At 60.2% G+C, this 12,676-nt stretch carries 12 protein-coding genes and 1 pseudogene; 7 read left to right on the top strand and 6 right to left on the bottom strand.

Annotated features, from left to right (window positions below; translation table 11 throughout):
- The 3 genes from F8N12_RS25030 (at position 1) to F8N12_RS25020 (ending at position 3,217) form a co-directional block, all read left to right on the top strand.
- Positions 1-1,200, top strand: coding sequence for a CaiB/BaiF CoA transferase family protein (locus tag F8N12_RS25030; protein ID WP_150582778.1), 1,200 nt, complete (start codon positions 1-3; stop codon positions 1,198-1,200).
- 28 nt (positions 1,201-1,228) lie between these two features.
- Positions 1,229-2,053, top strand: a complete 825-nt coding sequence (locus F8N12_RS25025) for an HpcH/HpaI aldolase/citrate lyase family protein (protein ID WP_150582777.1) — start codon at positions 1,229-1,231, stop codon at positions 2,051-2,053.
- A 165-nt stretch (positions 2,054-2,218) separates the two neighbouring features.
- Positions 2,219-3,217: a TRAP transporter substrate-binding protein gene (locus F8N12_RS25020; RefSeq protein ID WP_150582776.1), complete on the top strand. Its 999-nt coding sequence runs from the start codon at positions 2,219-2,221 to the stop codon at positions 3,215-3,217.
- A gap of 63 nt (positions 3,218-3,280) precedes the next feature.
- On the opposite strand, the gene F8N12_RS25015 is transcribed toward F8N12_RS25020, so the two are convergent.
- Entirely contained in the window at positions 3,281-4,105 is an 825-nt protein-coding gene (locus F8N12_RS25015) for an alpha/beta fold hydrolase (protein ID WP_150582775.1), read from the bottom strand.
- Positions 4,106-4,127: 22 nt separating this feature from the next.
- Positions 4,128-5,237: an SMP-30/gluconolactonase/LRE family protein gene (locus tag F8N12_RS25010; RefSeq protein WP_150582774.1), complete on the bottom strand. Its 1,110-nt coding sequence runs from the start codon at positions 5,235-5,237 to the stop codon at positions 4,128-4,130.
- A gap of 906 nt (positions 5,238-6,143) precedes the next feature.
- Between F8N12_RS25010 and F8N12_RS25005 the strand changes: the two genes are divergently transcribed.
- On the top strand, positions 6,144-6,551 hold the full coding sequence (locus tag F8N12_RS25005) for a helix-turn-helix transcriptional regulator (protein WP_150582773.1): 408 nt from the start codon (positions 6,144-6,146) through the stop codon (positions 6,549-6,551).
- Between the two features lie 10 nt (positions 6,552-6,561).
- On the opposite strand, the gene F8N12_RS25000 is transcribed toward F8N12_RS25005, so the two are convergent.
- From F8N12_RS25000 to F8N12_RS24985, 4 genes are all read right to left on the bottom strand, one after another.
- Positions 6,562-7,512, bottom strand: coding sequence for a helix-turn-helix domain-containing protein (locus F8N12_RS25000; protein WP_150582772.1), 951 nt, complete (start codon positions 7,510-7,512; stop codon positions 6,562-6,564).
- 131 nt (positions 7,513-7,643) lie between these two features.
- Positions 7,644-8,207 (bottom strand): cysteine hydrolase family protein, encoded by a 564-nt coding sequence (locus F8N12_RS24995; protein WP_150582771.1) that lies wholly within the window; start codon positions 8,205-8,207, stop codon positions 7,644-7,646.
- Complete coding sequence (locus tag F8N12_RS24990; protein ID WP_150582770.1) at positions 8,204-9,712, bottom strand: catalase; 1,509 nt, start codon at positions 9,710-9,712, stop codon at positions 8,204-8,206. Before F8N12_RS24990 ends, F8N12_RS24995 begins: the two co-directional genes overlap by 4 nt.
- 38 nt (positions 9,713-9,750) lie before the next feature.
- Positions 9,751-10,491: a hypothetical protein gene (locus F8N12_RS24985; RefSeq protein ID WP_150582769.1), complete on the bottom strand. Its 741-nt coding sequence runs from the start codon at positions 10,489-10,491 to the stop codon at positions 9,751-9,753.
- A gap of 196 nt (positions 10,492-10,687) precedes the next feature.
- Between F8N12_RS24985 and F8N12_RS27970 the strand changes: the two genes are divergently transcribed.
- The 3 genes and pseudogenes from F8N12_RS27970 (at position 10,688) to F8N12_RS24975 (ending at position 12,657) form a co-directional block, all read left to right on the top strand.
- Positions 10,688-10,987 carry a hypothetical protein gene (locus tag F8N12_RS27970; RefSeq protein WP_150582768.1) on the top strand — a complete coding sequence of 100 codons (300 nt, stop codon included), beginning with the start codon at positions 10,688-10,690 and terminating at the stop codon, positions 10,985-10,987.
- Positions 10,984-11,358, top strand: a pseudogene (locus F8N12_RS28355) (PAS domain-containing protein); the annotation flags it as partial. The gene F8N12_RS27970 and the pseudogene F8N12_RS28355, both read left to right, overlap by 4 nt.
- Positions 11,359-11,598: 240 nt before the next feature.
- Positions 11,599-12,657: a methyl-accepting chemotaxis protein gene (locus F8N12_RS24975; protein ID WP_412072162.1), complete on the top strand. Its 1,059-nt coding sequence runs from the start codon at positions 11,599-11,601 to the stop codon at positions 12,655-12,657.
- Positions 12,658-12,676: the final 19 nt, after the last annotated feature.

Raw genomic sequence — 12,676 nt, 5'->3', positions numbered from 1 at the left:
ATGACTCAGCTCAATCCCCGACCGTTGGACGGCATCACCGTCATCAGCCTGGAGCACGCGATTGCGGCGCCCTTCTGCACGCGGCAACTGGCCGATCTGGGCGCCCGTGTGATTAAGGTTGAACGCCCCGGCAGCGGTGATTTCGCCCGTGGTTACGATCAGCGTGTCGACGGTCTGGCCTCGCATTTCGTTTGGACCAATCGCTCCAAGGAAAGCCTGACCCTGGACCTTAAACAGGACGCGGCCAGCGGCATTCTCGAGTCGCTACTGGGCAAGGCGGACGTGCTGGTGCAGAACCTTGCACCGGGCGCGGCCGCCCGCATGGGCCTGTCGTTCGAAGCGTTGCAGGCGCGTTTCCCACGGCTGATCGTTTGCGATATTTCCGGCTACGGCGAGGGCGGACCTTACGCGAAGAAAAAGGCTTACGACCTGCTGATCCAGAGCGAGGGCGGCTTCCTTTCGGTCACCGGTGGCCCCGGCGAAGACGAGATGGCCAAGGCCGGCTGCTCGATTGCCGACATCGCTGCAGGCATGTATGCCTACACCGGCATTCTCTCGGCGCTGATGCTGCGCGAGAAAACCGGCGTGGGCAGCCGCATCGACGTGTCGATGCTGGAAAGCCTGGTCGAATGGATGGGCTACCCGATGTACTACGCCTATAACGGTGCGCCGCCGCCAGCCCGGGCCGGCGCCTCCCACGCGACGATCTATCCGTACGGGCCGTTCCCCACCGGCGGTGGCGGCACGATCATGCTCGGGCTGCAAAACGAGCGCGAATGGGCGTTGTTCTGCGAGAAGGTTCTGCTGGACCAGCCCCTCGCGACGGACCCGCGTTTCTCGGCCAACTTCAAGCGCTCGGAGAATCGTGAAGCGCTACGGCAGATCATTGTCGACGGCTTTGCAGCGTTGTCGGTCGATGAGGTGGTCGCGCGCCTGGAAGACGCGCAGATTGCCAACGCCCGGGTCAATGACATGCAGGGCGTCTGGGAGCATCCGCAACTCAAGGCCCGTGATCGCTGGCGCGAAGTCGACAGTCCCTGCGGCAAATTACCGTCGCTGCTGCCGCCCGGGCAGAACAGTGCATTCACGCCGCGCATGGACGGCGTGCCGGACCTCGGCCAGCACAACCGCGAGATCCTCGCGCAGCTGGGTTTTTCTGAGGAAGAACAGGCTCGGTTGACGGCGACCGGAGTGATTTGAAGGCTTCACCGCTCAAGAGGATTCATGTATGCGCCAAACCATCGTTCGCTCCGCGCTGTTCGTGCCCGGCAGTCGCCCAGAGCGTTTTGCCAAGGCCCTGGCCGCTGGCGCCGACGCGGTCATCGTCGATTTCGAGGACGCCGTGGAGGAACCGCTGAAACCTCAGGCCCGCGATAATCTGGCGGACTTTTTGAACAAGCAGTCAGAGGCTTCGGTCTGGGTGCGAGTCAATGCACCGGATCATCTGCAGCACGCCGCAGATCTGACCTTCTGCAAGCAACACGAAGGCGTCGTTGGCGTGCTGCTGCCCAAGGTGGAAAGCGCCGCACACGTTGCCGCCGTATGGCAAACCGGCAAACCGATCTGGCCGATTATCGAAAGCGCCAAAGGCCTGCTGGCGCTGCAGCAGATTGCCCACGCCGAGGGGGTCGAGCGCTTGTCATTTGGCAGCCTCGACCTCGCCCTCGATTTGAACCTCAACACCGGCAGCGCTGCCGCACTGCTGTTTCTCGATCAGGCGCGCATGGCCGTGCAACTGCACTCGCGCGGCGCCGATTTGCTGCCGCCGCTGGATGGCGTGTTCCCGGCCATCGGCGATCCCGACGGTTTGCAGCGGGCCGTCCGTCACGCCTACGACATGGGTTATGGCGGCGCGCTGTGCATCCATCCCAATCAGGTTGCGGTCATTCATGCCGCCCTCGCCCCCAGCGCCGACGATCTCGAGTGGGCACGCAAAGTTGTGCAAGCCAGCGCGGCGGCAAACGGCGCCGGTGCTTTTCAGCTGGACGGGCAAATGATCGACGCCCCGGTGTTGCTGCGCGCGCAACGGCTTTTGGCCCTGGCGACAAACTGAGCGCGTTCACCGCGTCCGAACGCAGGGTTACGCAAAAGCTGATTCAGCAAACGCCTGCGATTGGGCATCTTGGGATGGGAGAAACCTCGAAACTGCCTCACCCGCGAGGGCCGGAACACGTCCTCAACGACTGACTTCCCTTACAACAATAACAAGGTGATCACGATGTTGAAGCTGACCAAGGCGCTGCTCTGCGCCGCCGCTGTTTCCATGGCAGGCCTCGTGCAGGCAGCCGACCCGATAATCATCAAGTTCGCGCACGTGGTGGCCGACAACACGCCCAAAGGCCAGGGCGCGCTGATGTTCCAGAAACTGGTGGGCGAACACCCAAAGCTCAAGGATCGGGTAAAAGTCGAGGTGTATCCGAACTCGGCGTTGTTTGGTGACGGCAAGGAGATGGAAGCGCTGTTGGTCGGCGATGTGCAGATGCTCGCGCCGTCCCTGGCCAAGTTCGAGCAGTACACCAAAAAGGTGCAGATTTTTGACCTGCCCTTCCTGTTCAACGACCTGGCTGCTGTCGACCGCTTCCAGCAAGGTCCGCAGGGCAAAGCGCTGCTGTCGTCAATGAATGACAAGGGCATTCATGGCCTGGCGTATTGGCACAACGGTCTCAAGCAGCTATCCGCCAACAAGAAGGTGATTCTGCCCAAGGATGCCCGCGGTCTTAAATTCCGTGTGCAGGCTTCCAGTGTGCTCGAGGAACAGTTCAAGGCGATCCGCGCCAACCCGCGCAAGATGAGCTTTGCCGAGGTGTACCAGGGCCTGCAGACCGGCACCGTCAACGGCACTGAAAATACCTGGTCCAACTACGAGAGCCAGAAAGTCTACGAAGTGCAGCCGTTCTTCACCGAAACCAACCATGGCCTGATCGATTACATGGTCATCACCAACGCCAAATTCTGGAACGGTCTGCCGGAAGACGTGCGCAGCGAGCTGCAAACCATCATCGATCAAGTCACCGTCAAGGTGAACGAACAGGCCGAAGCCCTCAATCGCACGGCCAGGCAGACGATCATCAACGCCAAGACCAGCGAGATCGACCCGCTGACGCCTGAGCAACGCCAGCAATGGCGCGACGCGATGCGCCCGGTGTGGGACAAGTTCTCTGATGAAATAGGCGCCGACCTGATCAAGGCGGCGGACGAGTCCAACAAGGCGTCGTGATCGTCAGCCGTCTTGCATGACAGTGAGAGCCGCCCGGGCTCTCACTGTCATTCGGGTTAGCAACTACGCTTGCACAAACGCCAGCAGGTCGGCATTGAGCCGTTCCTTGTGGGTGTCGGTGATCCCGTGCGGCGCACCTTCGTAGACGATCAAAGTGTTGTCCTTGATCAGTTTCGCCGAGGCACGTCCGGCGGCATCGATGGGCACGATTTGGTCGTCATCTCCGTGAATGATCAGCGTCGGCACGTCGAATTTCTTCAGGTCTTCGGTAAAGTCGGTTTCGGAAAACGCCTTGATGCTGTCGTAGGTGTTCTTGTGGCCGCCGCGCATGCCCTGCAACCACCAGGCATTAATTACGCCTTGGGAAGGCTTTGCGTCCGGGCGGTTGAAACCAAAAAACGGCCCGCTCGGAATGTCGATGAACAGCTGCGAGCGGTCCGCCAGCAAGCCTTCGCGAATACCATCGAAGACCGATACCGGCAGCCCGCCAGGGTTGGCGTCAGTCTTGACCATCAGTGGCGGCACCGCGGAAATCAGCCCGGCTTTTTTCACCCGGGCAGTGCCGTGACGGCCGATATATCGCGCCACTTCACCGCCGCCTGTGGAAAACCCGAACAAGGTCGCATCGCGCACATCAAGATGGTCGAGCAATTGCGCCAGGTCATCAGCGTAATGGTCCATGTCGTTGCCGTCCCATGGCTGACTGGAGCGCCCATGGCCTCGGCGGTCATGGGCGATGCAGCGACAACCATTGGCCGCCAGGTGATACATCTGCGCTTCCCAACTGTCGGCGTCCAGCGGCCAGCCATGGCAGAACACCACAACCGGACCGCTGCCCCAATCCTTGTAGTAAATGTCCACGCCTTCTTTGGTGGTGAAAGTACTCATGGTTCGCACACTCCTCGGTTTTTCATTGATGGGAAACTGTCGTCGCCGGCGCTTGCAGCAACGGGATTTCGAAACTGACCAGGCTCCACCGCGTGACTTCTTCTTCCCATTCATCGCCGGTATCCGGCGTCAAAGGGAAAGACAAATTGGCAACGATCATGCGTTTGCCCTGCACCGCGCCGCCGGAGGGGAACAGCAAACCCTTGGGGCTGCCGTCGGCGTTGATCCCCAGAAACCGGCCGATGCGCGCCCTCACCCGCCCTTGCTCGTCGAGGGCGACCATGGCGTCAGACTGGTTGGATGCGACCCACAGGAACCCGTCATGAAATAACAGGCCATCGGCGCCAAAAACACTTTCGGCGACAATGCTCACCGGACCGTCGGGCATCGGCCTGCGTAGAACGCGCCCGTCACCGGCATTGTTGATGTAGAGCACGCTTTCGTCAGCATTGAACGCCAGACCGTTGGCGCCGAATGGTAGCGTGGCCGTGGTGGCAAATAATGGGTCGCGGGCAACAGTGACCAACGTGCAGGGCGCACAGGTGGTGGCCTTGTCCACTCGATAGAGCGCGCCCTGGAAAGAGTCGGAGATGTACAGATTGTTCTGGCGGTCGAAGACCATGCCGTTCGGGCCGGGCATGCCTTGGGCGCCGAAGGTGATTTGATCGTGACTGCCGTCCGGATTCTCGACAGTGCGCAGGGGCGGCGCTGGCGGTGTGAGTGCGCTGAAGGTCAGCAGGTCCTGCACTGGGGTGGACGCCGTGAAATCTGCGGCAATGCGTTGCAGTTTCGAGGCGCCGAAATTGAGGATGTAAATCTTCCCTTCCCGGACTTCGATACCGGTGAGCGGCGTTGGGCCGAAGTTGTGCTGGGCCAGCAGCTTGCCGTCCTGGGAATAGCGCAGCAGTTGGTTGTTGCGCAGTGCAGCGGGCGAACGCGCGTCGAACGTGCCGACATAGACCTCGCCATTTTGCGGGTTGACCGCCAGGCCTTCGGGGTTGCGCACGCCTTCGGGCAGTACGGCGAAAGGCTCGACATCGCCGTAGACCACGTCCGGCTGCGCCGCTTGCATTGTCATATATGGCCACAGTGCCCAGGCAAACAGCACGGCAAGCGAACACTTCATACCCATTTTTGACATCCTCCGATCAGGATGAATCTGCCCGGTCCTGGGTGTAGGTCCATTGGCAGCATGCGCAACGCGAGCCCGATGCAGCTACGTAAAATCGGCAAGTAGCGGCCCACTTGTAGCAGCTGCCGAGCGCCTTTTGTGGCGAGGGGGCTTGCCCCCGTTGGGCTGCGTAGCAGCCCCAGCCCGAGACATGCGGTGAGCCTGGAGAAATGAAATTGCAAGTTCAGGGGCTGCTGCGCAGCCCAACGGGGGCAAGCCCCCTCACCACAAAGTCACTTACCGCCGCTTGCATTGTCATATATGGCCACAGTGCCCAGGCAAACAGCACGGCAAGCGAACACTTCATACCCATTTTTGACATCCTCCGATCAGGATGAATCTGCCCGGTCCTGGGTGTAGGTCCATTGGCAGCAAGCGCAACGCGAGCCCGATGCAGCTACGTAAAATCGGCAAGTAGCGGCCCACTTGTAGCAGCTGCCGAGCGCCTTTTGTGGCGAGGGGACGTGCCCCCGTTGGGCTGCGTAGCAGCCTCAGCCCGAGACATGCGGTGAGCCTGGAGAAATGAAGTTGCAAGTTCAGGGGCTGCTGCGCAGCCCAACGGGGGCAAGCCCCCTCACCACAAAGTCACTTACCACAAAGTCACTTACCACAAGTCACTCACCACAAGTCACTCACCGCAAAGTCACTCACCACAAGTCACCCACAGCAAAGTCACTTACCACAAGTCGCTCACAGCAAAGTCACTTACCACAAGTCACTCACCGCAAACGCCCCTCGCCACAAAAGCCGCTCGACAGCTGCTACAGGTATCGTGTTGTGCTGTGCAAATTTGCCTGTTTTACGTAGTGCCTTACGCCGAACCGCGCGAGCCTTGGCTGACCTGAATGAGCTTGGTGGCAGGTTGAAATGGAAAAGCCCCTGATCACGCTCCCGACTTCATACACCCCGCCGGCCGCCCCCGTCGGCTGGCAGCGGGCCAAGCGCCAGGCCAGCATCGACCGGGTGATCACGCTGCTGCAACGCTATGACGAACAACCGATTCGTCTGTCCGAACTGTGCCGCCATGCCAAGATCAGTGAGCGCACATTGCGTTCGATTTTCAAGGAGCTGTTCGGCGTCGGCCCCAATCGATACCTGCACATTCGCCGGCTGCACCTGGTGCGAGCGGCCCTGTCGATCGCCAACCCGAACACTGAATCGGTCAGCCAGATCGCGCTGCGCTTCGGCTTTTCCGACAGCGGTCGGATGGCTGCTGACTATCACCGACTGTTTGGCGAATACCCGAGCACGACCTTGATGCGCACCCTGCTCTGATAACCGGCATTTACGTCGGCGTCAGCGCCCTCGCAGCCTTCAGCGATTGCGCCGGCAGCATTCCAAAATACTGCCGGTACAGGCTGGCGAAACGGCCAAAATCCCACACGCCAAAGCGTGCACAGAGGGTAGTGATCGTATCCTCCGGTGCGGCATGAAGGATGGCCCAGCGAATCGCGTGCAAGCGGCGAATCATCAGGTATCGGTGCGGACTCATGCCCAGGTATTCGTTGAAAACATTGCGCACTGTACGTTCGGACGCGCAGGTGGCCTGGCAAATATCCTCGGTGTACACCGACTGGATCTCCAGGGTATCGAGCAGTTCCAGGGCGCGCCTGAGGATGTCCTTGTGATCGCGATGGTGGCGTGGCGCGGCATTCACCGGGTCAACCGGCAGCAACATGCGAAACACCACATCCAGCACTTCCATGCGCGCGGCATGCTCGGCGCTGTCGTTGTGCAGCGCGTGGGGTGCATGAGCGTCGATGTGAAACAGGCGCCGCGCCAGCCACAGTAACGGGCCGAGGTGGCGCTGGGCGTTGCCGACGAAGTTGCGTTGCAATACCGAAAAATCGAATTCGTCTTCGCGGACCCCGGCCCAGCGCAGTACCGGCTCACAGGACATGGCGACCGTCAGCCAGCTGGCCGGGCTTTTCGCATTGATATGAAACATCGCATTGGGGACCATCCAGCCGACCCTGCGCCGGTTGAACGCTTGACCGTCGACCACGGTGGATTCATGGCCGGTTAACGGTACGAAAATATTGAAATAACCCGGCAGGCCAATGCCCGTGTAAACCGTCCCCGCACCTTCGCGACCGCTCATCAACGCCACGCCGTTGAGGTCGACAACATTGAGTTGCCAGTCGCGCTGCTGGCGCGTGCGCAGCACGTAGCGTCCTTGCACGCCGTAGAGTGCCTCTTCGAACTCATCGAATTCCGAGCAGATCAGCTGCACCATCGACGCACCTCAATGATCGCGGAGTGGGCGGCAGCCTCCGTGCCAAATCGGTCCAGGTGATCAGCATAGACTACGAAATCGGCAGGCAAATGCACGACGGGTGCCGTTCATCCGCCTGCCAGGTGCCACGATTAGCGGTTCAGGTATTCACTGGTTGAGATGACCGGTGCATAACCGAAACTGAGCGCCGCCATGAATGCCGCGTGCACATGTTCGGCGGGCACTTTGACGCCGTTGAACTCCAGGTCCAGCGTGGCGCAGGCGTCATGCAAGACTGTGGTGGTGTAGCCGAAATCCACCGAGGCACGGGTCATGCCGTCGACGCACATGTGACTCATGTTGCCGACCACCACGATTTCATTGATCCCGTGCTGATCGAGGATGGACTTGAGTTCGGTTTCTCGGAAAGAATTGATGTAGTGCTTGAGCACCACCGGTTCCTCCGGACGATTTTTCGCGCTCTCATGGATCTGAGCGCCCTCGCTCCCGGGACGGAAGAACGGTGCGTTGTCATCCTTGAACTCATGACGGATATGCACCACCAGATCGCCGCGGTCGCGGAACCGCTCGATCACCCTTGCCGCCTGCGCCGCCGCATCCTCGACGTGGGAAAGCGCCCAGCGGCCACCGGGAAAATAGTCATTCTGGATGTCGACGACCACCAAGGCTTTTTTGCTCGAATCGTTAGTGTTCATGATTGTTCTCCAACGGCGGGTTCTGGATGGGGTTGGGACGGTGTAACGTTGGGCAGATCGGCAGCGGCCAGGCTCAGACCCAGTGCTTTGGCGACACCGGCGCCGTATGCCGGATCAGCCTTGGAACAGTTGGCAACGTGACGCTGCTTGATCATTACGGGCGCATCGCCCATGGCTCGCGCAGTGTTCTCGAACAGCAGCTGTTGCTGGACAGGTGTCATCAGACGGAACAGGTTGCCGGGCTGCTCGAAATGGTCTTCGACCAGCGTCTGGTCCCAATGCGCGCCGTCACCTTCAAGGGGCAAGGTCGGCTCGTGCATGTGCTGATGGTCCTGCCACTCACCGAAACTGTTGGGAAAATAGGACAACGTCGAACCGAGGTTGCCATCGGTGCGCATGGCGCCGTCGCGGTGATAACTGTGGAACGGGCAGCGCGGCGCATTGACCGGGATGTGGTTGAAGTTGACGCCCAGGCGATAGCGCTGCGCATCACCATAGGAAAACAGTCGGGCCTGGAGCATCTTGTCCGGCGAAAAACTCACACCGGGGACGACATTGGCCGGCGAAAACGCCGCTTGCTCGACCTCGGCGAAATGGTTTTCCGGATTGCGGTTCAGCTGCAGAATGCCGACTTCCTGTAGCGGAAATTCGCCGTGCGGCCAGACTTTGGTCAGGTCGAACGGATTGTGCCGATGCGTGCGCGCCTGCTCCTCGGTCATCGTCTGGATGCACAGCTTCCAGCTGGGGAACTCCTGCCGTTCGATGCATTCGTACAAATCACGCAAATGGCTCTCGCGATCGCCACCCACCACTTGCGCGGCTTCAGCATCGCTGAGATTGCTGATCGCCTGCTGACAGACGAAATGAAACTTGCACCAGACCCGTTGGTTGTCGGCGTTGATCAGACTGAAAGTATGGCTGCCAAAACCGTGCATGTGCCGATAGCTCGCCGGGATGCCGCGATCACTCATGACGATCGTCACCTGGTGCAATGCCTCGGGCAGCAGCGTCCAGAAATCCCAATTGTTGGTCGCCGATCGCAGACCGGTACGCGGGTCGCGTTTGACCACATGGTTGAGGTCGGGAAAACGCAGCGGATCGCGGAAGAAGAACACCGGTGTGTTATTGCCAACGATGTCCCAGTTACCCTCGTCGGTGTATAGCTTGACCGCGAAGCCGCGAATATCCCGCTCGGCATCTGCCGCACCGCGCTCCCCCGCCACCGTCGAAAAACGCACGAACGCCGGGGTCTGTTTGCCGATGGCATTGAGCGCACTGGCTTTGCTGAATCGACTGACATCGGCGGTGACGGTGAACGTGCCGTAAGCGCCAGCGCCCTTGGCGTGCATGCGGCGCTCAGGAATCACCTCGCGGTCGAAATGCGCGAGCTTCTCCAGCAGCCAGATGTCCTGCAAAAGGGCCGGTCCGAGTGGCCCGGCAGTCTGGATGTTGAGGTTATCCACCACCGGGGCACCGGTGGCATGCCTAAGGTTTTTATCATTCATCGCAATGACCTCTCAAGGCCTGTTGAAACCACTTCGGTTCAGGGTTTGTCCTTGGCGTCCCAGGTGGCCGGCAGCGACAGATCACCGGAGGCGACATCCCACACCGAGCTGACACACAGCAGCGGATCGTGCAGGTCGGCGTTGACCTTCAGCCCGGCCGTGACTCCGTCGTAATTGAAGTTGTGCGGAAAGCCGACGGCGGCGAGCGGCACCTGGATCCTCACGGTGTCCTTGCCGACATCGAGGCTATAACCCGGCGAATCGATGTACAGCGGCACACCCGGCCAGGTCGGCGGCATCTTCGGTTTCATATCTTTGGGAATGTCGCGCACTTTCAGCCCGCTTGGCCCGCAACTGGCTTCCTTGGTCAGCACCACCCAATGGGAATGCCATAAGCCGCCGTCGTTGTCTTTTTTGCCGTCCTTGTTCTCGTCGAGCTGCGGGGTATCGTCGAAGTCCGGGTGCGAGGTCAGTGCCAACGCGAGGATCCCGGACCTGGCTTCGAAGCCCACGGCGTCACTGCCCAGGCTGGTTGGCCAGACGTAGCTGTAAACGTCCGAACCGGCAAACTTGCCGGTGGTTTCTGGCAGCTTGCTACCCGCCGATCCGGACACGACTTGCTGGAAGACCAGATTGTCACCGTCGCGAAAAATGTGCGTATGAACCAGATCGAAGGCCGCATCCACCTGGCCTTTCGCGCTGTTGATGCCGCCGGGGTCCTGCGCCATCAACGGAAAGCTCAACACAGAAGAAATGATCAAACACGATAAACGTCGCATGCCCTGCCCCTCGGATGGAATGGTCGGCTGGTGCTTCGAGAACGCAGGCATGATGGTTAAACACGAGGCGGTGGACTACGTAAAAACGGCAAATCGAAAGCGGTAATTACGGGTCTGGCCGACGCTTTTGCGTCGGCCCTGGCGCGACACGGTCTAGACTGAAAAAGAGCACGACGGCCTGAATCAGGGGAATGGCATGACCAGACCATCAGCAAGGCAACGCTCGTCCTGGCTCCTGCTTGTCCTGCTCGCAACTCATCTGGGGCTTACAGCCGGATGTGCTGGCAAAGCTGCCACGTCTCGTTACTCCGCTTCAACCATCGGTTCAAGCTGCTACGCCAAAGCGCTTCCGACCATGGGCGAAGGTGGCTTGGCCTGGGGCGACACGTTAAAGATGGCTCGCAAGAAATCCATGAATAACTGCAAACGTTATGCCGGGCGCTCCGGTGGCACCCCGAACACGTGCCAAGTGGTATTGGCGCAGTGCCGGAAATGACAGTCTTGCTGTTACCCGACGAACAACCCGGTCTTTCAGCGATTGTTATTAACTTTTCATTCTGTGCGGCCGATGTCCTGAGCTTAAGCCAAGGAGCAACACAGATGAGAAACAACCAGCCTGTTACGCAGCGTGAGGTTTCGCTTGGACCTCAGCAAAAACTCATCTCGACAACGGATGCACGCGGCAACATAACTTATTGCAACGACGCGTTTGTAGAGATCAGCGGATTTGTCAGGGAAGACCTGATCGGCGCGCCGCAAAATATTGTTCGCCACCCCGATGTGCCGCCAGCGGTGTTCGCCCACATGTGGGCCGCGCTTAAGTTGGGCAAGCCGTGGATGGGCATCGTCAAGAATCGCTCGAAAACTGGCGATCACTATTGGGTCAACGCTTACGTCACACCCATTTTCGACGGCAGCCAGGTCATCGGTTATGAATCGGTGCGGGTCAAACCGACTGCCGAACAGATCCATCGCGCCGAAGCACTTTACAAGCGGATCAGCATGGGCAAGGCGGCCGTTCCCGTCAGCGATCAATGGCAACCGGCGCTGCTCGCCTGGCTGCCAGTGCTGACAATGGGGCTCGTCGGCACCGCAAGCGGTGTCTGGCTGGGTCCCACTGAAGCGACACTCCTGACAATTGCAGCTTCGGTCCCGATCGGCTTGTTCATTTCTCGCCGACAGAATCGCGGCGCGCTCAAACTGCTGGAGCTGGCTGAATCTTCAACCTGCGACGCCCTCCTCGGCAAAATGTACAGTGATGAGCGCGGCCCTCAGGCTCGTCTGGAAACGGCGTTCGTCAGTCAGGCCTCGCGGCTCAAGACCTGCCTCACGCGCCTTCAGGACACGGCCGAGCAACTGACCAGCCTGGCCGGCAAATCCGACGGTCTGGCTGCCGACAGTTCACGGGGACTGGATCGTCAGCGCGTCGAAACCGAACAGGTCTCGGCAGCAGTGAATCAGATGGCGGCAACTACACAAGAAGTCGCCAGTCACGTCCAGCGCACGGCCGATGCGACGCAGGAAGCCAATGTGCTGACTGCCCGCGGACGCGACGTCGCACGCGATACCCGCGAGTCGATCCAGCGCCTCTCCGTGGTGGTGGGCGAGACAGGGTTGACCGTTGCGCAACTGGCCAGGGACAGCAATGAAATCGGCACAGTGGTCGACGTTATCAAAGGCATTGCCGACCAGACCAACCTGCTTGCGCTGAACGCCGCCATCGAAGCTGCTCGCGCGGGTGATATGGGCCGCGGCTTTGCGGTGGTGGCGGATGAGGTGCGCCAGCTGGCCCAACGCACCACCGAGTCTACAGCACAGATCCACGGCCTGATTTCCAAACTGCAGGTGTCTTCCAGCAACGCGGTGAAGACTATGGAAAGCGGCCACCGGCAGGCGGAGGAAGGGGTGGCCTGGGTGCTGGAGGCCGATAAGGCCCTGGTAGGCATCAGTGAAGCCGTAGCGAACATTACCGACATGACCACCCAGATCGCCGCCGCGACTGAAGAGCAAACGGCGGTCGCTGAGGAAATCAGCCGCAACATCACCACCATCGCGCATCTGGCGGATCAGACATCTGAACAGGCCAGGCACTCGGCGCAACTGAGCACCGAACTGACGCAGACCGCGAAAACCCAGTACTCGCTGGTGGAGCGGTTCAACCGTTAGTCGCAGGTTCTGTAGCAGC

The sequence above is a fragment of the Pseudomonas fluorescens genome (assembly GCF_902497625.1).
GTDB lineage: Bacteria > Pseudomonadota > Gammaproteobacteria > Pseudomonadales > Pseudomonadaceae > Aquipseudomonas > Aquipseudomonas fluorescens_BQ.
Note: the sequence above shows the minus strand (reverse complement) of the source record. Positions and strands in the feature narration are given on the sequence as shown.

Coding starts and splice junctions, on each gene's coding strand:
- F8N12_RS25015 (WP_150582775.1), bottom strand. CDS start 4,105: ATGAGTACTTTCACCACCAAAGAAGGCGTGGACATTTACTACAAGGAT.
- F8N12_RS24995 (WP_150582771.1), bottom strand. CDS start 8,207: ATGAACACTAACGATTCGAGCAAAAAAGCCTTGGTGGTCGTCGACATC.
- F8N12_RS25005 (WP_150582773.1), top strand. CDS start 6,144: ATGGAAAAGCCCCTGATCACGCTCCCGACTTCATACACCCCGCCGGCC.
- F8N12_RS25025 (WP_150582777.1), top strand. CDS start 1,229: ATGCGCCAAACCATCGTTCGCTCCGCGCTGTTCGTGCCCGGCAGTCGC.
- F8N12_RS25030 (WP_150582778.1), top strand. CDS start 1: ATGACTCAGCTCAATCCCCGACCGTTGGACGGCATCACCGTCATCAGC.
- F8N12_RS24985 (WP_150582769.1), bottom strand. CDS start 10,491: ATGCGACGTTTATCGTGTTTGATCATTTCTTCTGTGTTGAGCTTTCCG.
- F8N12_RS24990 (WP_150582770.1), bottom strand. CDS start 9,712: ATGAATGATAAAAACCTTAGGCATGCCACCGGTGCCCCGGTGGTGGAT.
- F8N12_RS25020 (WP_150582776.1), top strand. CDS start 2,219: ATGTTGAAGCTGACCAAGGCGCTGCTCTGCGCCGCCGCTGTTTCCATG.
- F8N12_RS25010 (WP_150582774.1), bottom strand. CDS start 5,237: ATGGGTATGAAGTGTTCGCTTGCCGTGCTGTTTGCCTGGGCACTGTGG.
- F8N12_RS27970 (WP_150582768.1), top strand. CDS start 10,688: ATGACCAGACCATCAGCAAGGCAACGCTCGTCCTGGCTCCTGCTTGTC.
- F8N12_RS25000 (WP_150582772.1), bottom strand. CDS start 7,512: ATGGTGCAGCTGATCTGCTCGGAATTCGATGAGTTCGAAGAGGCACTC.